Source organism: Mesorhizobium sp. P2_F5 (assembly GCF_056403715.1).
This window is the reverse complement of record NZ_JBFUEY010000018.1, coordinates 12,432-37,594: the sequence shown is the minus strand read 5'-3', so window position 1 is coordinate 37,594 and position 25,163 is coordinate 12,432. Positions and strand designations below refer to the sequence as shown.

General features: G+C 62.9%; 27 protein-coding genes. 17 read left to right on the top strand and 10 right to left on the bottom strand.

Annotated features, from left to right (window positions below; translation table 11 throughout):
• Nucleotides 1–65 precede the first annotated feature (65 nt).
• Together AC1DYO_RS22280 and AC1DYO_RS22275 are read left to right on the top strand one after the other, a co-directional pair.
• Nucleotides 66–1,745, top strand: a complete 1,680-nt coding sequence (locus AC1DYO_RS22280) for a SulP family inorganic anion transporter (protein WP_477266653.1) — start codon at nt 66–68, stop codon at nt 1,743–1,745.
• Complete coding sequence (locus tag AC1DYO_RS22275; RefSeq protein WP_477266652.1) at nt 1,742–2,362, top strand: ParB-like protein; 621 nt, start codon at nt 1,742–1,744, stop codon at nt 2,360–2,362. Before AC1DYO_RS22280 ends, AC1DYO_RS22275 begins: the two co-directional genes overlap by 4 nt.
• Nucleotides 2,363–2,364: 2 nt before the next feature.
• Here the strand turns inward: AC1DYO_RS22275 and AC1DYO_RS22270 are convergent, their stop codons facing one another.
• Nucleotides 2,365–3,225 (bottom strand): helix-turn-helix transcriptional regulator, encoded by an 861-nt coding sequence (locus AC1DYO_RS22270; protein ID WP_477266734.1) that lies wholly within the window; start codon nt 3,223–3,225, stop codon nt 2,365–2,367.
• 86 nt (nt 3,226–3,311) lie between these two features.
• On the opposite strand from AC1DYO_RS22270, the gene AC1DYO_RS22265 reads away from it, so the two are divergent.
• The 3 genes from AC1DYO_RS22265 to AC1DYO_RS22255 all read left to right on the top strand — a co-directional run bounded on the left by AC1DYO_RS22265 (nt 3,312) and on the right by AC1DYO_RS22255 (nt 4,994).
• Nucleotides 3,312–3,848, top strand: a complete 537-nt coding sequence (locus tag AC1DYO_RS22265; protein ID WP_477266651.1) for a hypothetical protein — start codon at nt 3,312–3,314, stop codon at nt 3,846–3,848.
• A gap of 32 nt (nt 3,849–3,880) precedes the next feature.
• Nucleotides 3,881–4,258: a VOC family protein gene (locus tag AC1DYO_RS22260; protein WP_477266650.1), complete on the top strand. Its 378-nt coding sequence runs from the start codon at nt 3,881–3,883 to the stop codon at nt 4,256–4,258.
• Nucleotides 4,259–4,364: 106 nt separating this feature from the next.
• Complete coding sequence (locus tag AC1DYO_RS22255; RefSeq protein ID WP_023670949.1) at nt 4,365–4,994, top strand: MarC family protein; 630 nt, start codon at nt 4,365–4,367, stop codon at nt 4,992–4,994.
• A 24-nt stretch (nt 4,995–5,018) separates the two neighbouring features.
• On the opposite strand, the gene AC1DYO_RS22250 is transcribed toward AC1DYO_RS22255, so the two are convergent.
• Genes AC1DYO_RS22250 through ssb form a run of 3 tightly spaced genes read right to left on the bottom strand, consistent with a single transcriptional unit; the run spans nt 5,019 to nt 6,440 of the window.
• The gene (locus tag AC1DYO_RS22250; protein WP_477266649.1) at nt 5,019–5,444 is read right to left on the bottom strand and encodes an OsmC family protein; all 426 of its coding nucleotides are present in this window, start codon (nt 5,442–5,444) and stop codon (nt 5,019–5,021) included.
• A gap of 31 nt (nt 5,445–5,475) precedes the next feature.
• Complete coding sequence (locus tag AC1DYO_RS22245; RefSeq protein ID WP_477266648.1) at nt 5,476–5,874, bottom strand: DUF2306 domain-containing protein; 399 nt, start codon at nt 5,872–5,874, stop codon at nt 5,476–5,478.
• 35 nt (nt 5,875–5,909) lie between these two features.
• The gene (gene ssb / locus AC1DYO_RS22240; protein WP_477266647.1) at nt 5,910–6,440 is read right to left on the bottom strand and encodes a single-stranded DNA-binding protein; all 531 of its coding nucleotides are present in this window, start codon (nt 6,438–6,440) and stop codon (nt 5,910–5,912) included.
• A gap of 272 nt (nt 6,441–6,712) precedes the next feature.
• Here ssb and AC1DYO_RS22235 point away from each other — a divergent pair, with 272 nt between their 5' ends.
• The 10 genes from AC1DYO_RS22235 to AC1DYO_RS22190 all read left to right on the top strand — a co-directional run bounded on the left by AC1DYO_RS22235 (nt 6,713) and on the right by AC1DYO_RS22190 (nt 15,849).
• Nucleotides 6,713–7,039 (top strand): cupin domain-containing protein, encoded by a 327-nt coding sequence (locus AC1DYO_RS22235; protein ID WP_477266646.1) that lies wholly within the window; start codon nt 6,713–6,715, stop codon nt 7,037–7,039.
• A gap of 44 nt (nt 7,040–7,083) precedes the next feature.
• Complete coding sequence (locus AC1DYO_RS22230; RefSeq protein WP_477266645.1) at nt 7,084–7,398, top strand: ArsR/SmtB family transcription factor; 315 nt, start codon at nt 7,084–7,086, stop codon at nt 7,396–7,398.
• Nucleotides 7,395–7,868, top strand: a complete 474-nt coding sequence (locus tag AC1DYO_RS22225; protein ID WP_477266644.1) for an SRPBCC family protein — start codon at nt 7,395–7,397, stop codon at nt 7,866–7,868. The genes AC1DYO_RS22230 and AC1DYO_RS22225 overlap by 4 nt, the downstream gene beginning before the upstream one ends.
• 29 nt (nt 7,869–7,897) lie before the next feature.
• On the top strand, nt 7,898–8,506 hold the full coding sequence (locus tag AC1DYO_RS22220; RefSeq protein ID WP_477266643.1) for an ATP-dependent Clp protease proteolytic subunit: 609 nt from the start codon (nt 7,898–7,900) through the stop codon (nt 8,504–8,506).
• Between the two features lie 109 nt (nt 8,507–8,615).
• Nucleotides 8,616–8,873 carry a hypothetical protein gene (locus AC1DYO_RS22215; RefSeq protein ID WP_477266642.1) on the top strand — a complete coding sequence of 86 codons (258 nt, stop codon included), beginning with the start codon at nt 8,616–8,618 and terminating at the stop codon, nt 8,871–8,873.
• Between the two features lie 1,032 nt (nt 8,874–9,905).
• A complete protein-coding gene (uvrA, locus tag AC1DYO_RS22210; protein WP_477266641.1) occupies nt 9,906–12,827 on the top strand; it encodes an excinuclease ABC subunit UvrA in 2,922 nt (973 codons plus the stop codon).
• 33 nt (nt 12,828–12,860) lie between these two features.
• Nucleotides 12,861–13,325 (top strand): GNAT family N-acetyltransferase, encoded by a 465-nt coding sequence (locus AC1DYO_RS22205; protein ID WP_477266640.1) that lies wholly within the window; start codon nt 12,861–12,863, stop codon nt 13,323–13,325.
• 43 nt (nt 13,326–13,368) lie between these two features.
• On the top strand, nt 13,369–14,172 hold the full coding sequence (locus AC1DYO_RS22200) for a DUF72 domain-containing protein (RefSeq protein ID WP_477266639.1): 804 nt from the start codon (nt 13,369–13,371) through the stop codon (nt 14,170–14,172).
• 154 nt (nt 14,173–14,326) lie between these two features.
• Nucleotides 14,327–14,587 carry a hypothetical protein gene (locus tag AC1DYO_RS22195; protein WP_181057136.1) on the top strand — a complete coding sequence of 87 codons (261 nt, stop codon included), beginning with the start codon at nt 14,327–14,329 and terminating at the stop codon, nt 14,585–14,587.
• Between the two features lie 116 nt (nt 14,588–14,703).
• Nucleotides 14,704–15,849, top strand: a complete 1,146-nt coding sequence (locus AC1DYO_RS22190) for a GGDEF domain-containing protein (RefSeq protein WP_477266638.1) — start codon at nt 14,704–14,706, stop codon at nt 15,847–15,849.
• Nucleotides 15,850–15,907: 58 nt separating this feature from the next.
• On the opposite strand, the gene AC1DYO_RS22185 is transcribed toward AC1DYO_RS22190, so the two are convergent.
• The 6 genes from AC1DYO_RS22185 to urtA all read right to left on the bottom strand — a co-directional run bounded on the left by AC1DYO_RS22185 (nt 15,908) and on the right by urtA (nt 22,422).
• A complete protein-coding gene (locus AC1DYO_RS22185; RefSeq protein WP_477266637.1) occupies nt 15,908–16,084 on the bottom strand; it encodes a hypothetical protein in 177 nt (58 codons plus the stop codon).
• A 538-nt stretch (nt 16,085–16,622) separates the two neighbouring features.
• Nucleotides 16,623–17,318, bottom strand: a complete 696-nt coding sequence (gene urtE / locus AC1DYO_RS22180; RefSeq protein WP_023688639.1) for an urea ABC transporter ATP-binding subunit UrtE — start codon at nt 17,316–17,318, stop codon at nt 16,623–16,625.
• A gap of 69 nt (nt 17,319–17,387) precedes the next feature.
• A complete protein-coding gene (urtD, locus tag AC1DYO_RS22175) occupies nt 17,388–18,134 on the bottom strand; it encodes an urea ABC transporter ATP-binding protein UrtD (protein WP_477266636.1) in 747 nt (248 codons plus the stop codon).
• A gap of 4 nt (nt 18,135–18,138) precedes the next feature.
• On the bottom strand, nt 18,139–19,371 hold the full coding sequence (gene urtC, locus AC1DYO_RS22170) for an urea ABC transporter permease subunit UrtC (protein ID WP_477266635.1): 1,233 nt from the start codon (nt 19,369–19,371) through the stop codon (nt 18,139–18,141).
• Complete coding sequence (gene urtB / locus AC1DYO_RS22165) at nt 19,368–20,984, bottom strand: urea ABC transporter permease subunit UrtB (protein ID WP_477266634.1); 1,617 nt, start codon at nt 20,982–20,984, stop codon at nt 19,368–19,370. The genes urtC and urtB overlap by 4 nt, the downstream gene beginning before the upstream one ends.
• 127 nt (nt 20,985–21,111) lie before the next feature.
• Complete coding sequence (gene urtA / locus AC1DYO_RS22160) at nt 21,112–22,422, bottom strand: urea ABC transporter substrate-binding protein (RefSeq protein ID WP_477266633.1); 1,311 nt, start codon at nt 22,420–22,422, stop codon at nt 21,112–21,114.
• A 313-nt stretch (nt 22,423–22,735) separates the two neighbouring features.
• Here urtA and AC1DYO_RS22155 point away from each other — a divergent pair, with 313 nt between their 5' ends.
• Together AC1DYO_RS22155 and AC1DYO_RS22150 are read left to right on the top strand one after the other, a co-directional pair.
• Nucleotides 22,736–23,125, top strand: coding sequence for a hypothetical protein (locus tag AC1DYO_RS22155; RefSeq protein ID WP_477266632.1), 390 nt, complete (start codon nt 22,736–22,738; stop codon nt 23,123–23,125).
• Nucleotides 23,126–23,236: 111 nt separating this feature from the next.
• Nucleotides 23,237–25,150 (top strand): PhoX family protein, encoded by a 1,914-nt coding sequence (locus AC1DYO_RS22150; protein WP_477266631.1) that lies wholly within the window; start codon nt 23,237–23,239, stop codon nt 25,148–25,150.
• The last annotated feature ends 13 nt before the right edge of the window (nt 25,151–25,163 follow it).

Here is a 25,163-nt window from a genome sequence, read left to right as displayed (position 1 = left end):
ATTTCGCCGCCATCAGGGCAAAAGCCTGCGATGGGTCGTTTTCCTAGCCAAGAGCCATAAGCACGATGAACTGGTGGCTGCCTTTGCGAGCGCTAAGCGGTTGGCGGCCCGGGGATCTCAATGGCGATCTGGCCGCCGGGCTGACGCTGGCGGCAATCGCCATTCCCGAACAGATGGCGACGGCACGCCTTGGCGGCTTTGCGCCCGAGATCGGCTTCTTCGCCTTTGTCGCGGGATCGCTGGCCTTTGCCCTGTTCGGCGCCAACCGCCATCTGTCGTCCGGCGCGGATTCGACCATCACACCGCTTTTTGCCGGCGGCCTCGCCCTTATCGCCGTTGCCGGTTCGGCGCATTATCTGGCGCTGGCGGGAATGCTGGCGCTGATGGTCGGGTTGTTGGTCACTTTGAGCGGCATCTTCCGGCTCGGTTGGATCGCCGACCTGTTGTCAGTGCCGGTCACCACCGGTTTTCTGGCCGGCATCGCCGTCCATATCATCGTTTCGCAACTGCCGGGATTGCTTGGCCTGCCGCCTGAAAGCGGCGAAACCCTGCGCCGCATCGGCGAGATCGCCGCCAATCTGCATCTGACCAATCCCTGGAGCCTGGCGCTCGGTCTTGGCGTATTTGCAATTGTGTTCGCCGCCGAGCGCATCAGCGCCCGCATCCCCGGCGCCTTGATCGGCATGGTGCTGGCGACGCTGGCGGTTGCCGTCTTCGGCCTAAAGGCGCGCGGCGTCGAGGTGCTCGGCGCCTTGCCCAACGGCCTGCCGCAAGCCGGCCTGCCGACGGTAAGCCTCAGCGATGCGCAGGCGCTGTTGCCGCTGGCCCTGCTGATCGCCATCGTCGTCATGGTTCAGACGGCGGCCACCAGCCGCTCCTTTGTCGGAGAAACGCCAGACATCAACCGCGATTTTGTCGGCGTCGGCGCCGGCAGCATCCTGTCTGGCCTGTTCGGCGCCTTCGCGGTCAATGCCAGCCCGCCGCGCACCGCAATCGTCGCCCAGTCGGGCGGGCGTTCGCAAGTGTCCGGCCTGATTGCCGCGGCGATCGTGCTGGCGCTGGGCGCTTTCGGCGGCGGTCTGCTCGCCGACGTCCCGCAGGCCGCCCTTGCCGGCGTTCTGCTGTTCGTTGCCCAGCATATTTTACGCTGGAAGGTGTTCGCCAGCGTCTACCGACAGGCGCCGGTCGAATTCGCACTGATCCTGATCACCATGACGGCGATCGTCGTGCTGCCGATCGAGACCGGCGTGGCGGTCGGCATCGGCCTGTCGCTGCTGCACGGACTTTGGAGCGCGACACGCACCCAGGCCATCGAGCTGGAGAAGGTTCCGGGAACGTCGGTGTGGTGGCCGCCGGGCACGCCGTCGGCGGGCGAGCAGCTCTCCGGTGTACTGGTTGTGGCTTTCCAGGCGCCGCTGTCCTTCGTCAATGCCGACAGCTTCAAGCGCGGCGTCTGCGACCTGATCGATGCCAGAAGCGACCGTGTGAAACTGGTCGTGCTGGAGGCCAGCAACATCGCCGAGATCGACTATACCGCCGCACAGGCGCTGATCGACACCATCGCCCACTGCCGCAAGACCGGCGCGATCTTCGCAATCGCACGACTGGAATCACTGCGCGCCCAGGCGGCACTGGCGCGTTTCGGCATTGCCGACCTCGTCGGCCCGCGCAGAATCTTTCACAGCGTCGACGCCGCCATCAAGGCGCTGTCGCCGGATAAGCCAAGACAGGACGAGGCAAAATGACCACCGAGCGAGAACCCTTGCTGAGCCCGGTTCCGGTAGCCGAGCTGCGGCCGACGCAGATCACCGTCGGATTGCGGGAAGTGGACGTTAAACGCCGCATGATCCGGCTGCAGAGCCCGAAGAAGACCGGGGCGTTTCTGGGCCGCCATCTGGTGCCGGTGGTGCTCGGTCCGAAGAAACGCAACTACGTCACCGATCACCACCATCTCGCCCGCGCGCTGCTTGAGGAAGGCGTCGCGGACGTACTGGTGACGGTGATGGCCGATTTGTCGACCCTCGACAAAGACGCCTTCATGGTCGTGCTCGACAAGCGCCGCTGGATGCATCCGTTCGACGAGAATGGGCACCGCCGGGATTATGACGCCATTCCCAAAAGCATGGCCGACCTTGTCGATGACCCCTATCGCAGCCTGGCGGGAGAGCTTCGCCGGCAAGCCGGCTTCGCCAAGGAAACGACGCCGTTCAGCGAGTTTTTATGGGCGGATTTCATGCGCCGGCGCATCGACCGGGACGCAGTGGTGAAAAACTTCGACAAGGCGATGGGGCAAGCGATGGTCCTAGCCAGGAGCAAGGACGCCGACTACCTGCCGGGATGGTGTGGGCCAAGCTCGGACTGATATCAGAAGGGCGCAATCGCCGATGGTGACGGCAAAGCGCTGCCTGACCGGCGGGCGCGATAGTCACCCGGCGTCTCGCCCATGACACGTCGGAAACGGCGATTGAATGTGGACAGATCGTTGAAGCCGGCCTCGAAGGCAATTGCCGAGATGGGCTCATCCGACATGCGCAGCCGTACCGCCGCTCGGTGCAGACGGGTTCGCAGCAGGAATTGATAAGGCGTCATGCCGGCGACCTGCCGGAAAGTGCGCAGGAAATGATAGGGGCTGGTCGCCGTCGAGCCGGCGAGTTCGGCGAGTGAGACCGGCCGGTCGGCATTGAGCTCGATCTGCCGCACCGCTTCGGCGACCCGTTTCTGGTCGCGTCGGCTCGGCGGGCGAGCGGCAGGCGCGGCTTGGCTGGCGACAGCCAGTGCTGCGCCGGCCATGCGCAGGCCAAGCTCCTCGAAGGCACCGATGTCGGCCGTCTCGCGCGCCGCTTCGGCCTCGGCCAGCAGCGATGCCAGCGCCGGCATGGGCGGCAGATGTGGCACCCCGAACGTCAGCTTCTTCGCGCCAGCCACGTCGCTGGCGATGCGGTCGAGATGGGCCGGAGCGAAGTGGAAGGACAGGCAGCGGTCGCCGGCGCCGTGCTCGTGCCCGCATTCATAGCAGGCGCCGACATTGCCGAGCAGGATCGCGCCCGGTGCCAGCATGGCGGCGCCCTGGCTGGTGCGGTAGCGGAAGGTGCCGCTGGTGACAGCGGCAACGCAGAAATTGCCGTGCTCTTCCTCGAATGGTCTGTCGCCGGCGCCGGCCGTGCATAGCACGTCGGAGACGTACCAGCCCGGCCCCAATGCCAGCTTTTGTTCGCTCGTCGTCATGGCCGTAAAGATAGCAATTTTTCCCAAGCGTAACACCTGCCTCGGCCCTATCGCTTGCAGCCTCCTGACACCACGAAGGCAGCAGCATGACCAATTCTTTCTCATTTAGCCAAGCGCTTCACAGCGACGGCCCCAATCCTGACATCGCTGAGAAGCTCGATCTCTACGGCCGCTTCGTCGGCGCCTGGACCTTCGATGCCACGCGCCACCTCGAGGACGGCACGGTTCTCACCGGACGCGGCGAGGTGCATTTCGGCTGGGTCCTGGAAGGCAAGGCGATCCAGGATGTGTGGATTCTGCCCGCGCGGGATGCCGGCCCCTCGCCCTCGCTCGGCAAATGGACTTTCTATGGCACAACGCTACGGGCCTACGATCCCAGCTCGGATGCCTGGCACATCTTCTGGAGCGACCCGCGTAACCAATATTACAGCCGCCAGCTTGGTCGCGCCGAAGACGACACGATCGTGCAAGTTGGCGCCGATGGCACCGGCTCGTCGGTGCGCTGGAGCTTTTCACGCATCACCAAAGACAGCTTCCGCTGGCTGGGCGAGCGTTCGCACGACAATGGAGGGACATGGCGCCTCGAAGTCGAGTTCCTGGCGCGCCGTGTCGCCCAAGGCTGACAGCGCAACATATTGTAAAAAAGGTGAAAAACATGCTTGACCATGTCTCGATCGGTGTCCGCGACACCAATATTTCGAAGCCCTTCTACGATGCCGCGCTGAAGCCGCTCGGCTATTCCTGCCTCAGCCAGTCGCCTGATACACTGGGCTATGGCGCACAGGTGGCCGCCCTGTGGGTGAACGACGCGGCGCGGCCGGTGCCACCGGACGAAAAGTCCGGCCTGCATTTCTGTTTTGCCGCGCCGACAAGGGCCAGCGTCGACGCCTTTCATGCCGGCGCCATGCGCGCGGGCGGCAGCGACAATGGCGCGCCAGGGCTGCGTGCCGACTATGGCGAGAACTATTACGCCGCCTTCGTTATCGACCCGGACGGCTATCGTCTGGAAGCTTATTGCAGCGTGGCCGGCTAACACTGCCGGCACCTCCGGTATCGCCATCTCAGACGGTTCCCACCGGCCGGGCTTTGCTCTACCACTATGGTGGCGCAGGGGTCCGGCCCGGCGGGAGGGGTGAGAGATGCCGAGTTTCGACAGCCTGTTCAACGCCTTCGTCACCATTCTGGTGACCATCGACCCGCCTGGCCTGGCGCCGCTCTTCCTTGCCGTCACACGCGGTATGAACCGCGAGGAGCGTCAGCAGGTCTCGGTGCGCGCCTCGATCATCGGCTTCCTGGTGATGGCGCTGTTTGCGGTTGCCGGCGCCTCCATCCTGTCGGTGTTCGGCATCACGCTGCCGGCCTTCCGCGTCGCCGGCGGGTTTTTGCTGTTCTTCATCGCCTTCGAGATGGTGTTCGAGCGCCGCCAGGACCGCAAGGAAAAGATCGGCGACGTCGCCATCACCAAGGACATGATCCACAACATCGCCGCTTTCCCGCTGGCGATCCCGCTGATCGCCGGCCCCGGCGCGATTTCGGCGACAGTGCTTCTGTCCGGCTCGTTCCAGGGTTTTGCCGCACAGGCGGCGCTGGTCGGCATCATCTTCGTCTGCCTCGCCATCACCTATCTGGTGTTCGTGCTGTCGGAACGCATCGATCGCATCCTCGGCCAGACCGGCCGCTCGATCCTGACCCGCCTGCTTGGGGTCATCTTGGCCGCGCTTGCGGTGCAGTTCGTCGCCGATGGCATCAAGGCGCTGATGGCGGGTTGAGTGGCAGGCCCTGCTGCCTACTGCCTACTGCGCCCCTATGTCGACGACTTCGAAATCGTGGGTAATGACGGCGGTCTTGGCCAGCATGGCGGAGGCCGAGCAGTATTTCTCGATCGAAAGGTTGATCGCGCGCTGGACCTTGTCGTGCGACAGCGCGCGGCCTTTGACGACGAAATGCATGTGGATGCGCGTGAAGACTTTTGGGTCGGTTTCCGCCCGGTCGGCATCGAGCTCGACCACACAGTCCTCGATCGCCTCGCGGCCTTTTTCCAGAATGTGGACGACATCATAGGCCGAGCAGCCGCCGGTGCCGATCAGCACCAGCTCCATCGGGCTCGGACCCGGCGTCTTGCCTTCCGGCCCGGAGGCGGTTCCCAGCACGACCTTGTGGCCGCTGCCGGACTCGCCAACAAAGGTGCGCTCCTCGACCCACTTGATCCGTGCTTTCACAGCAGTCTTCCTCTCAGAAATGTGCAACGCGTCACTGGCCGAACACGACCGCATGCATGATACGTCCCGGCAGCAGCGTGAACACGCCGGCGCCGATCAGCGCGAAAACATAGAGCGAAATCATGACCCTGCGATGTTTGGCTACGCGATGCATATGCGCGTGCCAGACCGCAAGCGGCACGGTGACCAGCACTATGATCGACAAGATGTGGATCGGGCTGAATGGGCCGATGAGGCGGATCTGCTGGATCCAGAAACTGGAGATGGCGATGACCAGCATCACCGCCGCCCAGGTGTAACCCATCACGCGGTGGCGCGTGGTGCCTTTCGGCAGCGCAAGCTGGGCGCCGCCTATGACCAGCGAGGTAACGGCCGCGAAGGCGTGCCATGGAATGGGAGAGGGCGCCGATAGAAGCGGTCCGAGCGTCATCGCGCCCTCTCCCTGGATTGGCTATCGCTCGCTGCTCAGAACGGGATCTCGTCGTCCAGTTCGCGTGACGAGCCACCGCCACCGCTCCTGGCGCCGCCACCGCTGTTGCCGCCACCACGGTTGAAGCTTTCATTGGGGCTCGACTGACCGAAATCCGAGCCACGGCTCGCACCGCCGCCACCAGCATAGTTGCCGACCTGGCCGCCGCCTTCGCCGCGCGCATCGAGCATCTGCAGCTCACCGCGGAATTTCTGCAGCACGACTTCCGTCGTGTATTTGTCGGCGCCGGTCTGGTCCTGCCATTTGCGTGTCTGCAGCTGGCCTTCGACGTAAACCTTCATGCCCTTCTTCAGATATTGCTCGGCGACCTTGGCGATCTGGTCATTGAAAATGACGACGTTGTGCCACTCGGTCTTTTCCTTGCGCTCGCCGGAATTCTTGTCGCGCCAGCTTTCCGACGTGGCGATGCGGATGTTGACGACCGGGTCACCCGAATTCAGGCGGCGAATTTCAGGGTCCGCGCCGAGGTTCCCGACCAGAATGACCTTGTTGACGCTACCCGCCATGACACTTCTCCGCGCTCATCCGAAACAAATTTTAAGTCGCTCACCTTACAGGCTGCAGGCAATCCTCGCTTGCCGTGGCTGGCTTTACCCACAAGGTTTTTGTTCTTTTTTTGTTCTATTCTCGTCTGCCCCGGCTGTCAAGAATGTCAGCAAGAGGTAGGGTGTGCGCCTGAAATTGCGACCATGCCGGGATCGAAAGGCGGTGGCCAATGAAAGTCATTGCGCATCTGGACCAGCCGCGAGAGCAGTGGCGAGCGGGCGTGGAAACCCGCATGCAAGTTTCCGCCGGCAACGGAGCGAGCGAGCTTTGCCTGTTCGAACAATGGGTTCAGCCAGGCATTGGGGCTCCGACACACCGGCATCCGGTCGAGGAAGTGCTGACCGTCATCGCCGGAACCGCCGACATGTGGATCGACGAAGACCGCGTGACGCTGACTGCCGGACAGTCGCTCCTCATTCCCGCAGAGAGAAACCACGGATTTAGAAACGTCGGCACCAAGACGCTTCACATTCATGCCGTGCTGGCGTCACCGATCTTCGAGGTGACGTTCGAGGGATCTGCCGAACCGGTGAGGCGCTGGCTTCCGGCGGCGCCGTAAAACACCGCTTGCCAAATCAATAAGTATCGACTTATGCTTTTGCCATGATCGAAGCAGAGATTTTTCGCGCCCTGGCCGACCCGACGCGGCGTACCGTCTACGAACGGCTCGCCGCCGGCGAGATGAGCGTGTCGGAATTGCGCACCGGCATGAGCGTGTCGCAGCCGGCGGTGTCGCAGCACCTCGCCGTGCTGCGCGGCGCCGGCCTGGTCAGCGAAAGGCGCTCCGGCCGCAACGCGTACTACCGCGCCGATCCGCAGGGGCTCGAGCCGCTGCTCGGCTGGATCGAACGCTACCGCGCATTCTGGCCGGAGCGCATGGAAAGACTGAAGGCCGTTTTGAAGGACATGGACCAATGACCGATGAAAAGCAGGCGCAGACCGCCAAAGATGCCCTCGCCTTCGAATGCGATCTGCCGGACGCACCGGAAAAGGTGTGGCGGGCGCTGACCGTTCCGGAGCTTTTGGCGGCCTGGATGATGCCGAACGACATCAAGCCGGAAACCGGCAGCCGCTTTGCCTTTGCCGGGCCGGACGCGCCGATCGAGTGCGAAGTGATCGATGCCGAACCTGGGCGTTTGCTGCGCTATTCCTGGCGCGAACGGTCCGGAACCGGCGATGCCAATCGGCTGGACAGCGTCGTCACCTTCACGCTTGCCAGCACCGTTTCCGGAGGCACGCATCTGCGCATCGTCCATGACGGGTTCGTCCAGGCGGCAACGCCAGCGGTTGCGATTGCGGGCGGCAGCTGCCGGCTTTCGTTTCGCGCATACAAGCCCAAACCGCCTATCGCCGCGAACGCCCCGTGCCTGCTTCTACGCGCCGCCTGATCTAAAGAAAAACGAACGGAGACAATGAGATGAGCGGCTTTGCCAATCTGGTGCCGATGGTGATCGAGCAATCGAGCCGCGGCGAACGCGCCTTCGACATTTTCTCGCGGCTGCTGCGCGAGCGCATCATCTTCGTCAATGGCGAGATCAATGACGGCATGTCGGCGCTGGTCTGCGCCCAGCTCCTGTCGCTGGAATCGGACAATCCCGACAAGGAGATCTCGCTCTACATCAACTCGCCGGGCGGCGTGGTGACCAGCGGCTTCGCCATCTACGACACGATGCAATATGTCAGTTGCCCGGTGTCGACGGTGTGCATGGGCTTTGCCGCCTCGATGGCCTCATTCCTGCTGATGGCGGGAACGCCGGGCCGGCGCATCGCCTTGCCCAACGCCAGCATCGTGCTGCATCAGCCTTTGGGCGGCTTCCAGGGCCAGGCCTCCGACATCCAGCGCCATGCCGAGGGCATTTTGCGCACCAAGCGGCACATGACCGAGCTCTATGCGCAGCATTGCGGCCGCACCTATGAAGAGGTCGAACGCACGCTTGACCGCGATTTCTTCATGACGGCACGGGAAGCCAAGGACTGGGGCCTCGTCGATCATGTCTTCGATACCCGCAAGCAGGCGGCTGCCTGATCGCCGCATTGAAGGCCGGCAGGCGTCGCATCAATTTCGACGCCGCCGGTCTGGCCCGCATTCGGCGCAGCACTATAGTCTTGCCATGCGCTACCGCCTGAACAGACTGATGACAGCCATTGCGATCACCGCCGCGACCTCCGGCGCGGCTTTTGCCGGGAACAGCACATCGCAACCGCAGACGGGCGCCCTGCCCGGCGTGACCAGCGACTATCGCATCGCCAAGCCCGCGCCGCAGCCGGAGCCGGACGACGCGCTGCCTGCCGGCGAGAACGGCACATTCAAGATCGGCGATACCGATGTCAGGATTTCCGGCAGCATCACTGTCGATGTCGGTACGGGTGGGATCAAGCCGCCGCGCCGGTAGGGGTTGACCGGGCCGCTGTGAGCTCTCGCAATCATTCTCAGATGTCAGCGCCGCCCCTCATCTGGCTGCCGCCATCTTCTCCCCGTATAGTGACGGGGAGAAGGGATCTGGCCGCAATGCCGGCACCCTTTCTGCAGCGTCGGCAATTGGCGAAAGCTTCGAAGACGGCGTCCTTTCTCCCCGTCACTATACGGGGAGAAATGTCCGGCAGGCGGATGAGGGGCAGCGCCGACGTTAGATTTTCAATGGAGACAGAGCACGTCTCCTCCTAAACTCCGTCGAACGATCCAATGCTCATGAAAACGAAACAGCCCCGCCGTTGCTTCCGCAAACGGTCGGGGCTTTTTTTGGATTTGAAATCCAACTTGCCGGTAGTGTTATACCGACTTTTTTTTCGGATGCTTCGCGGCATTCAGCCGACGATCCGACTATCCGTCTCTGATTTTTGTGGGATTCGGCAGGTCACGGTTTGTCGGGTGGCTTGTCGGATCGAAGCGATGCGTTCGCTTGGACGCATACACTCTAATGCCTTGAAACTACCCTGGCACTTATGCCCGCCGCGGCTCCAACGAGATGTGGAGCCTCAAAGGACTATCCGGTGGCGTCATGCTCCGCTCCTATGTCCGTTGCGACTGTTGTCGTCCGAAGCGCTAATCGCAGCTGCCTGCGGCGTCTCGCAGGCCGCCTGTGGGCGGCGAGGCCATCGAAAGACGGCCGGCTTCGTTGACTTCTGGAGACTGCGCCCCTGATTCGGCGACGTCAACCTTGAATAGCCGGTTACCGAAAAATGTGATCGCCGGGAGCTTACGTCAGGGTCAGTTTCTGAAATGCCTTTGTCAGTTTCTGCACAGCTTTGTCAGGAGCGTGTTCGGCCTTTGTTCTTTCCGCTTGCCCCTTCGCGCGAAAGACGGTTAAACGGTTTTGGTCGAGAAGTATGGCGTCTCTCGACGTGGCGGCAAAAATACCTACATAGGGGATGGCCGGGAAACCCCGCCGATCCCACTGATACCAGACTTGAGGCGGCGACCGGCGATGGCCGACCATAAATACCTTTCCATTCGCGGTGCACGCGAACACAATCTGAAGAATGTCGATCTCGACCTGCCGCGTGACAGCCTGATCGTCATGACCGGTCTGTCGGGCTCCGGCAAATCGTCGCTTGCCTTCGACACGATCTATGCCGAGGGCCAGCGCCGCTACGTCGAGAGTCTGTCGGCCTACGCGCGGCAATTCCTCGAAATGATGCAGAAGCCGGACGTCGACCAGATCGACGGCCTTTCGCCGGCCATCTCCATCGAGCAGAAGACCACGTCCAAGAACCCGCGCTCGACGGTCGGCACCGTCACCGAGATCTACGACTATATGCGCTTGCTGTTCGCTCGCGTCGGCATTCCCTATTCGCCGGCCACCGGCCTGCCGATCGAGAGCCAGACGGTCAGCCAGATGGTCGACCGGGTGTTGGCGGTCGAGGAAGGCACGCGCCTGTTCCTGCTGGCCCCCATCGTGCGCGGCCGCAAGGGCGAATACCGCAAGGAACTGCTGGAGCTGCAGAAAAAAGGCTTTCAGCGCGTCAAGGTCGACGGCGTCTTCTATGAGATCGCCGACGTGCCGGCGCTGGACAAGAAATACAAGCACGACATCGACGTCGTCGTCGACCGCATCGTCGTGCGCGGCGACCTGGCGACGCGGCTTGCCGATTCCATCGAAACGGCGCTGAAGCTCGCCGAAGGGCTGGCGGTGGCGGAGTTCACCGACAAGCCGCTCGACGCCAGCCAGACCGGCGAGGACTCCGTCAACAAATCGAAGAACGAGACGCATGAGCGCATCCTGTTCTCCGAAAAATTCGCCTGCCCGGTCTCCGGCTTCACCATTCCGGAGATCGAGCCCAGGCTGTTCTCGTTCAACAACCCGTTCGGCGCCTGCCCGACCTGCGACGGTCTCGGCAACCAGCGCGCCATCGACGCCAGCCTGATCGTACCGGATGAAAACGTCTCGCTGCGCGACGGCGCCGTCAGCCCGTGGGCGAAATCGACCTCGCCCTACTACGCGCAGACGCTGGAAGCGCTGGGCAAGGCCTACGGCTTCAAGCTCGGTGACAAGTTCAAGGATCTGACCGAAGAGGCCAAGGAAGCCGTCCTGCGCGGTACCGGCGAGCGTGAAGTCACCTTCCAGTACGATGACGGCTTGCGCTCCTACAAGACGACCAAGACGTTCGAAGGTGTCATCCCCAATCTCGAGCGGCGCTGGAAGGAAACCGAATCCGCCTGGATGCGCGAGGAGATCGAGCGCTTCATGTCGGCAACGCCCTGCCCGGTCTGCAAGGGCTATCGGCTGAAGCCGGAAGCGCTGGCGGTGAAGATCGCCGGAAAGCACATCGGCGAAGTCACCGAACAGTCGATCCGCAACGCCGACAAATGGTTCACCGACCTGCCGGCGCAGCTCAACGACAAGCAGAACGAGATCGCGGTCAGGGTGCTCAAGGAGATCCGTGACCGGCTGCGCTTCCTCAACGATGTCGGTCTCGATTATCTGACGCTGTCGCGCAATTCCGGCACGCTGTCAGGCGGCGAGAGTCAGCGCATTCGCCTGGCATCGCAGATCGGCTCGGGCCTCACCGGCGTGCTCTATGTGCTGGACGAGCCGTCGATCGGCCTGCACCAGCGCGACAATGCCCGCCTGCTCGACACGCTGAAGCACCTGCGCGACATCGGCAACACGGTGATCGTCGTCGAGCACGACGAGGACGCCATTTTGCATGCCGACTATGTCGTCGACATGGGACCCGCCGCGGGCATCCATGGCGGCGAGATCATTGCCCAGGGCACACCGCAGCAGGTGATGGCCAACCCGAATTCGATCACCGGCAAATATCTTTCGGGCGCGCTCGAAGTGACCACACCAGGTGTCAGGCGCGAGGCGAAGAAGAACCGCCGGATCAAGGTCGTCGGCGCGCGCGGCAACAATCTGAAGAACGTCACCGCCGAAATCCCGCTCGGCACCTTCACCGCCGTCACCGGCGTATCGGGCGGCGGCAAGTCGACCTTCCTGATCGAGACTTTGTTCAAGGCGGCCTCACGCCGCATCATGGGTTCGCGCGAGCATCCGGCCGATCATGACCGTATCGAAGGGCTGGAATTCCTCGACAAGGTCATCGACATCGACCAGTCACCCATCGGCCGCACGCCCCGTTCGAACCCCGCCACCTATACCGGCGCCTTCACGCCGATCCGCGACTGGTTTGCCGGCCTGCCGGAAGCCAAGGCGCGCGGCTACCAGCCGGGGCGCTTTTCGTTCAACGTCAAGGGCGGCCGCTGCGAGGCCTGCCAGGGCGACGGCGTCATCAAGATCGAGATGCACTTTTTGCCCGACGTCTACGTCACCTGCGATGTCTGCCATGGCAAGCGCTACAACCGCGAGACGCTCGATGTGGTGTTCAAGGGCAAGTCGATCGCCGACGTGCTCGACATGACCGTCGAGGAAGGCGTCGATTTCTTCGCCGCCGTGCCGGGCGTGCGCGACAAGCTCGACACGCTGAAGCAGGTCGGCCTCGGCTATATCCATATCGGCCAGCAAGCGACGACGCTGTCGGGCGGCGAGGCCCAGCGCATCAAGCTCGCCAAGGAGCTGTCACGCAAGGCAACCGGCAAGACGCTCTACATCCTCGACGAGCCAACCACGGGCCTGCACTTCCACGACGTCGCCAAGCTGCTGGAAGTGCTGCACGAACTGGTCGACCAGGGCAACACGGTGGTGGTCATCGAGCACAACCTCGAAGTGATCAAGACCGCCGACTGGGTGCTCGATCTCGGCCCCGAAGGCGGCGACGGCGGCGGCGAACTGGTCGCCCAGGGCACGCCGGAAGCCATCGTGCGCGAAAGGCGCAGCTATACCGGCCAGTTCCTCAAGGAATTGCTGGAGCGACGCCCGGGGGGCAAGCGCGAAGCGGCGGAATAATAGACACACCGGTCGAGCGCCTGGAGAGCTTTGATGTCATTCCGAAAGGCGCTTACCGGTGATCTCGACGCAATCGTCTCGCTGACGCAGGCCGCTTATGAGCACTACACGCCCCTGCTCGGCGCTCCGCCGATCCCGGTCACCGAGGATTATGCGCCGCGCATCGAACGCGGCGAGGTTTGGCTCTTGGAGAGCGGCGCGGAGCTCGCCGGGCTGATCGTCATCGAGCGGCATCCCGATCATGCGATGATCTTCAGCGTCGCCGTCTCCCCGGCTTTCCAGGGCAGGAAGCTCGGCACCGCGCTGCTCGACTTCGCCGAGGAGCAGGCGCGGTCGTGGGGCGTGCCGGAGGTGCGGCTCTACACCAATTCGCGTATGGAGCGGAACATTGCGATTTATACCGCCTATGGTTTCAGGGAAACGGGCCGCCGGGTCAATCCCCACCGGCCAGGATGGACCGTGGTCGACATGACAAAACCTGTCGGCGAGGCGGCCTGATTTTGCTGAACTCGACCAGACTTCTGAATTCGGGAGGACGACTATGAGCAAATCCGGAACAATCCGTTCAGGCATGGGCGGCTGGACTTTCGAGCCCTGGGATACGTCTTTCTATCCGGACAAACTGTCGAAGGCCAAGCAGCTGCACTATGCCAGCCGTCAGGTGCCGAGCATCGAGGTCAACGGCACCTACTATTCCAGCTTCAAGGAACCGACCTTCGTCAAATGGGCCAATGAGGCGCCGGATGGTTTCGTCTATTCGCTGAAGGGCAACCGCTTCGTCACCAACCGACGCGTGCTCGGCGAAGCCGGCGAGTCCGTGACGCGCTTCCTCGGCTCCGGCGTCGCGGCGCTCGGCGAGAAGCTGGGACCGATCCTGTGGCAGTTCGCGCCGACCAAGAAGTTCGATGCCGACGATTTCGAAGCGTTTCTAAAGCTGCTGCCGGAAAAGCAGGACGGGGTGGCGCTGCGCCATGCGCTCGAAGTGCGCAACGACAGTTTCATCGTGCCGGAATTCGCCGCACTCGCGCGCAAATACAAGGCGGCGATCGTTTATGCCGACCATGCCAAGTATCCTGACATTGCCGATATCACCGGCGATTTCATTTATGCGAGGCTGCAGACCGGCAGCGACGACAACCCGGATTGCTACACGCCGAAAGGGCTGGACGAATGGGCGGCGCGGGTAAAAACCTGGGCGGAAGGCAAGCAGCCGGCCGATCTGCGGCGCGCCGATCCGGCTTTCGACGCGCCAGTCAAGCCGCGCGACGTGTTCGCCTACTTCATCACCGAGGGCAAGGTGCGCGCGCCGTTCGGCGCCATGGCGCTGATGAAGCGGGTGAGCTAGCTGGGGCCGCGAACTTCCACACGGCGCTTTGGTTTTGTTGCGGAACCTGCCGGGCATCTTGATCGTTTTATCTTTGCAGGCGCTGAGGTCGCCGCGAGTCGCCAACCATCCCGCAAGGTCCTGCATCAGATGCAGGACGTGAAGGAGGCGAGAAATGTTTGTTATCCTCTTCGGTGCGTTGCTTACCGTCGCCGGCGTTGTGTATATGGCGGGCGCAGTTCTCAGGCGCGGGCGGCTCAGCGATCCGGCACCCTCTCCAGTTGTGCCGATTCACCCTGGGGGAAATTTCGTAAAGTCAGGTCCGACGCTGGAGCCGCGGCGGCGCGGGCTTGGCTTTCTCGGCCTGTCGCAGAATTGGCCAGGCCTCCTGATGATGGGCGTCGGCCTCATCCTGCTGCTATCGGTGGTCCTCTAAACGCAGCGAAATCACGGCATCTCCAGCGCCATCGTAACCTTATCGATACCTCCTTCCTGCATTAATCCGGTGCGGGTCCTTTCTAGAGACAGGCCGCCGCGGGCAAGGACAAGGGCATGTCGCTCGACTACAATTCCCTTCTGCTGGCTGTCGGGTTTTCCGCCGCTTGCCTCGGTATGACTCTGTTTGGCATCTGGCTAACCGCGCGCTCGGAAAAATTCCTGCTGACATGGGCGGTCAGCGTGCTTCTGATCGTCTGCGATGTCTTCGCCTACCAGGCCTATATCGATACCCCCGGACGCCTGCTCGGCCTAGCCACCTTCGCCTTCCTGCTGCTCGGCTTCGCAACCATGCTGGGCGCCGCCCACCAATTCACGACCGGCGCCTCGCCGCTGCCACGCATCGCCGTCGGCGCCGGCGTCTCGCTGGCGATCGCCTTGCCGCCAATGGCGCTTGGCTATGACGGGCTGGGCTTCATGTTGGAGAATGCCTTCGCCGCGCTGCTCCTGTTTGCGACGGCCTATGAATACTGGAAGGGGCGCACCGAATTTCCGGCCCCCATCATCGGTATTGCCGGGCTTTACACCGCCACCGCCATATCCTTCGTGCTGTGCTCCGGGGTGCTCGTCCGGGATGGCAAGCTGGTGCTCGGCCATGCGCCGAGCAACTGGGCCGAGGATCTCAGCCTCATCGTCGTCATCGCCTGCATGACCGGCATCGGCGCGCTGTCGCTGGCGCTCAACCAGGGGCGCCTGGCACAGCATCACAGACGCGAAGCGCTGACCGATCCGCTGACCGGCCTGCTCAACCGACGCGCTCTGTTCGATCTGCATGGCAAAACACCGGTAGGGGTTTTCACCGCCGTGATCGTGTTCGATCTCGATGGCTTCAAGGCCATCAACGACGAGTTCGGCCATGCCACCGGCGACGAGGTGCTGAAACTGTTCGCCAAGGATTTGACCGCCAATCTCCAGCCGGGCGATGTCGCCGCGCGTATGGGCGGAGAGGAATTTGCGCTGGTCCTCGACCGCATCCTGCCTGAGAAGGTGGAATTCATAGCCGAGCGCATCCGGGCCAGTTTTGCCTCGCGCCGGATCGACACCGAGACCCGCCTGCTGGCCTGCACCGTCAGCGCCGGCTACGCCTTCGGCAGCGAGGGCGGCACCAAGTTCGACAAGGTGCTCAGCGCCGCCGACAAGGCGCTCTATGGCGCCAAGCGCGGTGGCCGAAACCGCGTTCTCGCCTTCCGGCGCGCCGGCTAGGCTGCGCTGATATTCAGCCGGCCTGACCTGAAGCTAGACACATCCTCGGCCCGAACGGTTAGGCCGCCAGGACGATCTCGTTATAGGTGTCGAGATCGACGTAGAAGACCTTGGTGATTTCGCCAATCAGCTCATCTGGCTGATAGCCTTGCGAGCGCAGAATGTTGATGGCGGTGATGATGTCGACGCGCTCTGTCAGCCGTCGTTTCTGGTGGTCCTCGACGAACCGTTCCATAGCCTATTCTCCTGGCAAGATTATCTGGACGCATTGACCGACAATCAGAACTGCGAGGGAAAGCTAGGGTGGCTTGCTTGCGTGGAACTTGCAGGCTGAGCCAGCGCATTCCCTCGATCTGCTACAGACTGATACGGAAGCGGCCGACTCACCGAGGCCTCCGAAAGACTAGCATGCAGTATTGCGGGTGCTAGGGTTGCGCATGCCGCCTCGGACGAAAGTTAGGCGCAACGGTGCGGACCTTGCGCGACTTCGTCATCCTTGGGCGTAGCGACGCGAAGCGGAGCGAAGACCCAGGGATCCATGCCGTGACGAAGAAGCGCTGCGGCGGTGCAGAACCGAGGATCGAACGCCGGCGATCGAATTGTATTCTGGACCGCTGCATCATCCGGCATAGGTAATGGCATGGATCCTTGGGTCTGCGCCGCGTCGCTTCGCTCCTTGCTTCGCCCAAGGATGACGAAGCGACGGATGTTTCGGCTAATCGCCGCGACGTGTCTGGCTCGCACAGGCCCTCAGCGATGGCGACGAGCCACACCTAAACCGTCAAAAACTTCCTGACATCCGCCCGGTCGAGATCTTCGGCGGGGCCGGTATGGACGATCTGGCCGCGATCCATGATGTTGACCTCGTCGGCGAGCTCGCGGCAGAAATCGAGATATTGCTCGACCAGCAGCACGGCGATGCCGGCCTGGTCGCGCAGATAGCGGATGGCGCGGCCGATGTCCTTGATGATCGAGGGCTGGATGCCTTCCGTCGGCTCGTCGAGCACCAAGAGTTTCGGCCGCATCACCAGCGCGCGGCCGATGGCAAGCTGCTGCTGCTGGCCACCGGAGAGATCGCCGCCGCGCCGTCCGAGCATCTGCTTCAGCACCGGGAACAGTTCGAAGACATGCGCAGGCACGTTGCGGTCTGCGCGCTTCAAGGGCGCGAAGCCGGACTCCAGGTTTTCGCGTACCGTCAGCAGCGGAAAGATCTCCCTGCCTTGCGGTACGAATGCGATGCCCGACCGGGCGCGATCATACGCCGCGCTCCGGTCGAGCGCCTTCCCCTCGAAGGCAACGCTTCCGCTCGTCAGCCGATGGTGGCCGACGATCGATCTCATCAAACTGGTCTTGCCGACGCCGTTGCGGCCGAGCACGCAGGTGATCTTGCCGGCCCCCGCGGTCAGCGACACGCCGCGCAGCGCCTGGGCAGCGCCGTAGTGGAGCGTGGCGTTGGAAACTTCGAGCATGTCAGCGCCTTTTCCAAAAGCGCAGGAACGACAGATCGAAACGATGGAACTGCACCCGCCACACCATGCTCATCTCCCCAAATAGACTTCGACGACGCGCTCGTCGGCCGAAACGAAATCGAGCGAGCCTTCCGACAGCACCGCGCCCTCATGCAGGCAGGTGACCTTGACGCCGAGTTCGCGCACGAAATGCATGTCGTGCTCGACGACGATGACTGAGTGGTCGCGGGCGATGTCCTTGAGCAGCCGCGCGGTCTCTTCGGTCTCGGCATCGGTCATGCCGGCCACCGGCTCATCGACCAGCAGCAGCTTCGGGTCCTGCGCCAACAGCATGCCGATCTCCAGCCATTGCTTCTGGCCGTGGCTGAGATTGGCCGCCAGATCGTGGCGTTTGTCGCCGAGCCGGATGATGCCGAGGATGTCGTCGATCTGCCGCGCCTCGGCCGCCGATCGGCGATGGAACAGCGCCGGGAAGATCGAGCGCGGTCCCTTCAGCGCCAGCATCAGATTGTCCTCGACGCTGTGGCTTTCGAAGACGGTCGGCTTCTGGAATTTGCGGCCGATGCCCATCATGGCGATCTCGGCCTCGTCGTGCCGGGTGAGATCGACCTGGCCGTCGAAGAACACCTCGCCCTCATCGGGCCGCGTCTTGCCGGTGACGATGTCCATCATCGTTGTCTTGCCGGCGCCGTTGGGGCCGATGATGGCGCGCATCTCACCCTTGTCGAGCACAAGCGAGAGATTGTTGATGGCGCGAAAACCGTCGAAGGAGACCGAGACGCCGTCGAGATAAAGGATGGTGTTGGACTTCGACATCGCTCTACTCCGCCGGCTGCGGCTCAGGGCCGGACGCGGACCAGGCACCGGGCGTTGTCGCCGCGGTGCGGACGATCTTCGGGGACGGCGGGACATCAGGGTCTGTGCCCGCTTCCTCTGCAATCGCGGCGGCGCGCATCGCCCGAGCGTTGCCGCGCCAAGAATCCCACATGCCGACGATGCCCTTGGGCAGGAACAGCGTGACGGCGACGAACAGGCCGCCCAGCGCGAACAGCCAGAATTCGGGCAGCAGCCCGGTGAACCAGGATTTGCCGGCATTGACGAGCAGCGCGCCGACGATCGGGCCGACAATGGTGCCGCGGCCGCCGACGGCGGCCCAGATCACCACCTCGATCGAATTGGACGGCTCGAATTCGCCGGGATTGATGATGCCGACCTGCGGCACGTAGAGCGCGCCGGCAATGCCGGCCATGACAGCCGAGACGGTGAAGGCGAAAAGCTTCACGTTCTCCGCCCGCCAGCCGAGGAAGCGTGTGCGGCTTTCGGCATCGCGCACCGCCATCAGCAGCTTGCCGTATTTGGAGCCGATGATCGCCCAGGTGATGAAGACGGCGAGCGCCAGCATCACCGCGCTGGCCGCAAACAGGGCCGAGCGGGTGGCGTCGGCCTGGACGTTGAAGCCCAAAATGTCCTTGAAATCGGTCAGGCCGTTGTTGCCGCCGAAACCCATGTCGTTGCGGAAGAAGGCGAGCAGCAGCGCATAGGTCATCGCCTGGGTGATGATCGAGAGATAGACGCCGGTGACGCGGCTGCGGAAGGCGAACCAGCCGAAGACGAAGGCGAGCAGGCCGGGCACGGCCAGCACCATGATGGCGGCGAACCAGAAATGGTCGAAACCGGTCCAGAACCAGGGCAATTCCTTGTAGTTCAGAAACACCATGAAATCGGGCAGGATCGGATTGCCGTAGACGCCGCGCGAGCCGATCTGACGCATCAGATACATGCCCATCGCATAGCCGCCGAGCGCGAAGAAGGCGCCGTGGCCGAGCGAAAGGATGCCGCAATAGCCCCAGACCAGATCGAGCGCCAAGGCAAGCAGTGCGTAGCAGAGATATTTGCCGGTCAGCGCGACGATATAGGGCGGAATATAGAACGCACTGGTCGGCGAAACGGCGAGGTTGAGCAGCGGCACGATGATGGCGGCAGCCAACAGGATGAAAATGGTGATGGCGATGCGGCGGTCGGCGCCAGCGGCGAAGAAGTGTCCAGTGATCATGCTTCCACCGCCCTGCCCTTGAGCGCGAACAGGCCGCGCGGGCGCTTCTGGATGAACAGGATGATCAGCACCAGCACGACGATCTTGCCGAGCACTGCCCCGGCATAGGGCTCCAAAACCTTGTTGACGATGCCGAGCGAGAAGGCGCCGACCAGCGTGCCCCACAGATTGCCGACGCCGCCGAAGACCACGACCATGAAACTGTCGATGATGTAGCCGCGGCCGAGATTGGGCGAGACGTTGTCAATCTGGCTGAGCGCGACGCCGGCAATGCCGGCAATGCCGGAGCCCAATGCAAAGGTCAGCGCGTCGACCCAGGGCGTCCGGATGCCCATTGAGGCGGCCATGCGCCGGTTGGCGGTGACGGCGCGCATCTGCAGGCCCCAGGGCGTGCGCTTCATAACGTAGAGCAGCACGCCGAAGACGGTGAGCGCGAAGACCAGGATCCACAGCCGGTTCCAGGTGATGGCGAGTTGGCCGACATCGAACGAGCCAGACATCCAGGAGGGGTTGCCGACCTCCTGATTGGTCGGTCCGAAGATCGAACGCACCGCCTGCTGCAGGACCAGCGAGACGCCCCAGGTCGCGAGCAGCGTYTCCAGCGGCCGGCCGTAGAGAAAGCGGATGACGCCGCGCTCGATGATCAAGCCGACGGAAGCGGCAACCAGAAAGGCCAGCGGCAGCGCGATGACCAGCGACCAGTCGAACAGGCCGGGGAATGAGGTTCGGATCACCTGCTGGACGACGAAGGTGGTGTAGGCGCCGAGCATGACCATTTCGCCATGCGCCATGTTGATGACGCCCATGACCCCGAACGTGATGGCAAGGCCAATGGCTGCGAGCAGCAGCACCGAGCCGAGCGAAATGCCGTACCAGATGTTCTGGCCGGCATCCCACAGCGCCAGGCTCGAATTGATGCCGGCGATTGCCGCGGTCGCCGCGTCCTTGACCGCGCCTTGCGCATTGGCCTCGACCGCGGTCAGCAGCGAGAGCGCGTCGCGATCGCCGCGCGCGCCGATCAGGGCGACTGCCGCGAGCTTGTCTTCTTCCGGCTTGTCGGAGACCAGCACCGATGCCGCGCGTGCCTGTTCAAAGAGTGCCTTGACCTTGGCATCGGTCTCGGCGGCGATTGCCGCGTCGAGCGGCTCGATGTTGGCGGCATCGGGCGTTTTGAACATGGTATCGGCGGCGGCGATGCGGACAGACGGATCCTTGGCACGGAGCGTCAGCGTGCCCAGCGCATCGCGGATGACACGGCGCAGCGTGTTGTTGACCTTGATCTTGGTGATATCGGCCTTGGCGGCGTCGCCGGCGCTCTCGCCGCTCAGCGGGTCGAGCAGCGTGACGCTGTCGCCGTCCTCATTGCCGACGAAGACCAGGGAATCGGTTTTGCGGATGTAAAGATTGCCTTCGGCAAGTGCGGCAAGCGGACGCTCGACCAGCGGATCGCCGGTGGCGGCAAGCTCGCGCACCACGGCCTCGATGGCCGAAAAGCCGCTGCCGGTGGCGAATTTGGCGATGATGGCGCGCAAATCGGCTTCGGCTGCGTTCGACGGCAACAGACTTGCCATCAGGAACACCAGCATGAGGCCGAAAGCGCGCAACAGGATCATCCGTTCAGATACTTTCCGGGAGGTGGAATTCGGCGTCCGGGCGGGCTGAAGCGCCCGGACGCCTTGCGGTCTCTGGCCTTGGAACCGGCCAGATGGCCATGGACCTGACGGTCCAGGCCGGGGAGGATCAGTTCGTACCCTTGCCGCCGCACTTGCCGGAGGCGACGTTGAAGTTGCCGCAGGACAGAGGCGAGCGCCAATCCGAGATCAGGTCCTTGGAATCAGGCAGATAGTCGGACCATTCGTCGCCCATCACGAGGCCGGGCGTCTGCGACACGGTCTCGAACTGGCCGTCGGCCTGGATCTCGCCGATCAGCACCGGCTTGGTGATGTGATGGTTCGGCATCATCGTCGAATAGCCGCCGGTGAGGTTCGGCACGGACACGCCGACCATGGCGTCGATCACCTTGTCCGGATCGGTGGTGCCGGCCTTCTCGACCGCCTTCACCCACATGTTGAAGCCGATATAGTGGGCTTCCATCGGGTCGTTGGTGGTGCGCTTGTCATTCTTGATGAACTTGTGCCAGTCGGCGATGAACTTCTTGTTTTCCGGCGTGTCGACGCTCTCGAAATAGTTCCATGCAGCGAGATGGCCGACCAGCGGCGCGGTGTCGAGACCGGCCAGTTCTTCCTCGCCGACCGAGAAGGCCATGACCGGGATGTCCTCGGCCTTGATGCCCTGGTTGCCGAGTTCCTTATAGAAGGGAACGTTGGCGTCACCGTTGACGGTCGAGACGACGGCGGTCTTCTTGCCGGCCGAGCCGAACTTCTTGATCGCCGAGACTTCGGTCTGCCAATCGGAGAAGCCGAACGGCGTGTAGTTGACCATGATGTCTTCGGCGGCGACGCCCTTGGCCTTCAGATAGGCCTCGAGGATCTTGTTGGTGGTGCGCGGATAGACATAGTCGGTGCCTTCCAGCACCCAGCGCTTCACCGAGCCGCCRTCCTYGCTCATCAGGTAGTCGACAGCAGGGATGGCCTGCTGGTTGGGAGCCGCACCCGTGTAGAACACGTTGCGCTCGCTTTCCTCGCCCTCATATTGGACGGGATAGAACAGGATGTTGTCGAGCTCGGAGAACACCGGCAGCACCGATTTGCGCGACACCGAGGTCCAGCAGCCGAACACGGCGGCGACCTTGTCCTTGGAGATCAGCTCGCGCGCCTTTTCGGCGAAGAGCGGCCAGTTGGACGCCGGATCGACGACGACCGCTTCCAGCTTCTTGCCGAGCAGGCCACCCTTGGCGTTCTGCTCTTCGATGAGCATCAGCATGGCGTCTTTCAGCGTCGTTTCCGAAATCGCCATGGTCCCCGACAGCGAATGCAGAATGCCGACCTTGATCGTGTCTTCGGCGGCCTTGGCCGGAGACGACATCGACAGGCCGGCAGCGACCACGCCGGCCGAAAACATTTTTGTTATTGTGGAGAAATTACCCCTCATACCGAAGACTCCCAAGCTGGTTGATTGCACCGCAACAATGCAATGCAACAGCCGTGCCAAACGCAAAGGAACCGCTCGCAAAGATGGAATATCCGAACGTTATCAGCCAGTTATTATATTAGCCTAAAGAAAACAAAGGCAGCCGGTTAAAAATTGATTGAGGGAAATTTGCGCAGCGCACTGGGCTTTTGCCTAATTTTCGCCCAAGTATGACAAGTGCCTAGATTTTGATCTCCGGCAGCGGCTCGCAGACCAACAATATTGCGGCACTGCGTAAAAATGGGGCAAGCTCATTCCGCAAACGAGTAACCCGATGACATCCTGCATCTCATGCATTTCCGGCATCCTGCTGCTGATGGCAACGAGCGGCGCCGCGCGCGCCGACTTCAGCGATGGCAAGCTGCCGGACGGCACCTACCACTGCGAAGTCTATCTGCTCGGCGCCTTCCTCAACCTCGGCGACATTACCATCAAGGGCAATGTCTATAGCGGCCCGGTGACGTTCGGCACCGCGCCGCAAGGCTACAACTACCAGATGAACGCCAATGGCGAGATCACCTGGCTAGGCCCGCTAGGCGGCTACACCACCGGCGGCAACTCCATCTCGATGACGCAAGCGACACTGGACGGCGCCCCTTCCTTCGACATCATCCTGAAGCAGCCCGACGGCGCCTTCACCGCCTCGACATGCACCAAGGGCTGAGCGAGCCCGATCCGGTCGTTCGCTTGCGGTTTCCTCTCCTGTCATGCGGATGTTGCCGAAGCAGACTACGGCAGCGGTGCGCCGTAACATCCACCCTGAGAGGCAGACACAATGGCCAATGCACCGTCTTCATCCTCCCCCGTCATTCGCGACGTCATTGCCGAGCGCGTCTCGCGCCGGTCTCTTTTGAAAGGCAGCCTTGCCTCCGGCGCGCTGCTTGCCGGCGGCAGCTTCGTCGGCTCCCTGTTTGCCGGCGAAACGCATGCCGCGGCAGCGCAGTCGACGCTCGGCTTTCCCGAACTGAAGCGCGTCTACGACAAGACCCATGCCGCCGCCGAAGGCTATGAGACAACCATCGTCGCGCGCTGGGGCGATCCGCTTGCAGCCGGTCTCGCCGAGTTCGACGGCAACAAGGTTGCGGCCGACGAACAGGAAAAGCGCTTCGGTTACAATTGCGACTACATCGCCTTCATGCCGCTGCCCAAAGGCACGGTGAATTCCGACCATGGTCTGCTTTGCGTCAACAATGAATACATCTCACCCAATGTGATGTTTCCCGGCATGACCGAGGACGATGCCGCCAAGACGATGACCAAGGAACAGGTCGATCTCGGCATGGCCGCGATGGGCCATTCGATCGTCGAAGTGCAACTGAAAGACGGCAAGTGGGAAACCGTGGCCGACAGCCCGCTCAACCGCCGCATCACCGCCAACACCGAAATGACCGTTTCCGGGCCAGTCGCCGGGCATGCCTTGATGAAGACCTCAGCCGACGCCACCGGCACCAAGGTGCTCGGCACCAGCTATAACTGCAGCGGCGGTTTCACCCCCTGGGGCACGGTGCTGACCTGTGAGGAAGGCGTTTCCGATATTTTCGGCGGCGACCCGAAGAAGGCGCCGACCGCCGAGCTTCTCGACCGCTACGGCTTCGACGGTTCCGACATCTATGGTCGCAGCCGCTTCCATGATCGCTTCGACCTCGACAAGGAGCCGAACGAGGCCAACCGCTTCGACTGGGTGGTGGAGATCGATCCCTACGACCCGCAGTCCAAGCCGGTGAAGCGCACCGCGCTTGGCCGCATGTCGCATGAGGCGTCGACGGTCGTCCTCAACAAGGACGGCCGTGTCGTCGTCTATATGGGTGACGACGACTATTTCGAATACATGTACCGCTTCGTCTCGGCCAAGGCCTATGACAAGGCGGACCCGGCTTCCGGCGCCAACCTGCTCGATGACGGCGTGCTGTCGGTTGCCCGCTTCGATGCCGACGGTTCGATGAGCTGGCTGCCGCTGGTGCACGGCCAGGGCAAGCTCACCGCCGAGAACGGTTTTGCCGACCAGGCGGAAGTGCTGTTGAAGACGCGTTTTGCGGCCGACGCGCTCGGCGCGACGCCGATGGACCGGCCAGAAGATATCGAGACCAATCCGGTGACCGGCCGCGTCTACGCGGTGATGACCAAGAACAAGAAGCGCGACCAGTCGAAGGTCAATCCAGCCAACACCCGGCCGGAAAACCTCTGGGGCCACATTGTCGAGCTGATCCCGCCCGGCGGCCGCGGTGCCGACGCCGACCACACGGCGGAAAAGTATGCCTGGGACCTGTTCGTGCTCTGTGGCAATCCGAAGGATGCAAAAGTCGGCGCGACGTTCCATCCGGATACGTCGGACAATGGCTGGTTCGTCTGCCCCGACAACATCACGTTCGATCCGGCCGGGCGGCTCTGGGTAGCGACCGACGGCGCCAATGATTTCGACCTGCCGGACGGCGTCTACGGCGTCGACACAGAAGGGGCGGCGCGCGGTCTGCCCAAACTGCTGTTCACCTGCCCGCATGGCGCGGAAGCGACCGGCCCGTGCTTCACGCCAGATGGCACGACGTTGTTCCTGTCGGTACAGCACCCCGCCGAGGACGCCGAGACGCTCGACAAAGCACAGACGCTGTGGCCCGACTTCAGGGATGGCCAGTTGCCGCGGCCGTCCGTCGTCGCCATCCGCCGCAAGGACGGACAGCCGGTCGGCGCGTGATCTGAACGGAAGA

Bases quoted from the DNA above. Each gene is read 5' to 3' on its own strand.
- AC1DYO_RS22280 (WP_477266653.1), top strand. From the start codon at position 66: ATGAACTGGTGGCTGCCTTTGCGAGCGCTAAGCGGTTGGCGGCCCGGG.
- AC1DYO_RS22275 (WP_477266652.1), top strand. From the start codon at position 1,742: ATGACCACCGAGCGAGAACCCTTGCTGAGCCCGGTTCCGGTAGCCGAG.
- AC1DYO_RS22270 (WP_477266734.1), bottom strand. From the start codon at position 3,225: ATGACGACGAGCGAACAAAAGCTGGCATTGGGGCCGGGCTGGTACGTC.
- AC1DYO_RS22265 (WP_477266651.1), top strand. From the start codon at position 3,312: ATGACCAATTCTTTCTCATTTAGCCAAGCGCTTCACAGCGACGGCCCC.
- AC1DYO_RS22260 (WP_477266650.1), top strand. From the start codon at position 3,881: ATGCTTGACCATGTCTCGATCGGTGTCCGCGACACCAATATTTCGAAG.
- AC1DYO_RS22255 (WP_023670949.1), top strand. From the start codon at position 4,365: ATGCCGAGTTTCGACAGCCTGTTCAACGCCTTCGTCACCATTCTGGTG.
- AC1DYO_RS22245 (WP_477266648.1), bottom strand. From the start codon at position 5,874: ATGACGCTCGGACCGCTTCTATCGGCGCCCTCTCCCATTCCATGGCAC.
- ssb (WP_477266647.1), bottom strand. From the start codon at position 6,440: ATGGCGGGTAGCGTCAACAAGGTCATTCTGGTCGGGAACCTCGGCGCG.
- AC1DYO_RS22235 (WP_477266646.1), top strand. From the start codon at position 6,713: ATGCAAGTTTCCGCCGGCAACGGAGCGAGCGAGCTTTGCCTGTTCGAA.
- AC1DYO_RS22230 (WP_477266645.1), top strand. From the start codon at position 7,084: ATGATCGAAGCAGAGATTTTTCGCGCCCTGGCCGACCCGACGCGGCGT.
- AC1DYO_RS22225 (WP_477266644.1), top strand. From the start codon at position 7,395: ATGACCGATGAAAAGCAGGCGCAGACCGCCAAAGATGCCCTCGCCTTC.
- AC1DYO_RS22220 (WP_477266643.1), top strand. From the start codon at position 7,898: ATGAGCGGCTTTGCCAATCTGGTGCCGATGGTGATCGAGCAATCGAGC.
- AC1DYO_RS22215 (WP_477266642.1), top strand. From the start codon at position 8,616: ATGACAGCCATTGCGATCACCGCCGCGACCTCCGGCGCGGCTTTTGCC.
- uvrA (WP_477266641.1), top strand. From the start codon at position 9,906: ATGGCCGACCATAAATACCTTTCCATTCGCGGTGCACGCGAACACAAT.
- AC1DYO_RS22205 (WP_477266640.1), top strand. From the start codon at position 12,861: ATGTCATTCCGAAAGGCGCTTACCGGTGATCTCGACGCAATCGTCTCG.
- AC1DYO_RS22200 (WP_477266639.1), top strand. From the start codon at position 13,369: ATGAGCAAATCCGGAACAATCCGTTCAGGCATGGGCGGCTGGACTTTC.
- AC1DYO_RS22195 (WP_181057136.1), top strand. From the start codon at position 14,327: ATGTTTGTTATCCTCTTCGGTGCGTTGCTTACCGTCGCCGGCGTTGTG.
- AC1DYO_RS22190 (WP_477266638.1), top strand. From the start codon at position 14,704: ATGTCGCTCGACTACAATTCCCTTCTGCTGGCTGTCGGGTTTTCCGCC.
- AC1DYO_RS22185 (WP_477266637.1), bottom strand. From the start codon at position 16,084: ATGGAACGGTTCGTCGAGGACCACCAGAAACGACGGCTGACAGAGCGC.
- urtE (WP_023688639.1), bottom strand. From the start codon at position 17,318: ATGCTCGAAGTTTCCAACGCCACGCTCCACTACGGCGCTGCCCAGGCG.
- urtD (WP_477266636.1), bottom strand. From the start codon at position 18,134: ATGTCGAAGTCCAACACCATCCTTTATCTCGACGGCGTCTCGGTCTCC.
- urtC (WP_477266635.1), bottom strand. From the start codon at position 19,371: ATGATCACTGGACACTTCTTCGCCGCTGGCGCCGACCGCCGCATCGCC.
- AC1DYO_RS22155 (WP_477266632.1), top strand. From the start codon at position 22,736: ATGACATCCTGCATCTCATGCATTTCCGGCATCCTGCTGCTGATGGCA.
- AC1DYO_RS22150 (WP_477266631.1), top strand. From the start codon at position 23,237: ATGGCCAATGCACCGTCTTCATCCTCCCCCGTCATTCGCGACGTCATT.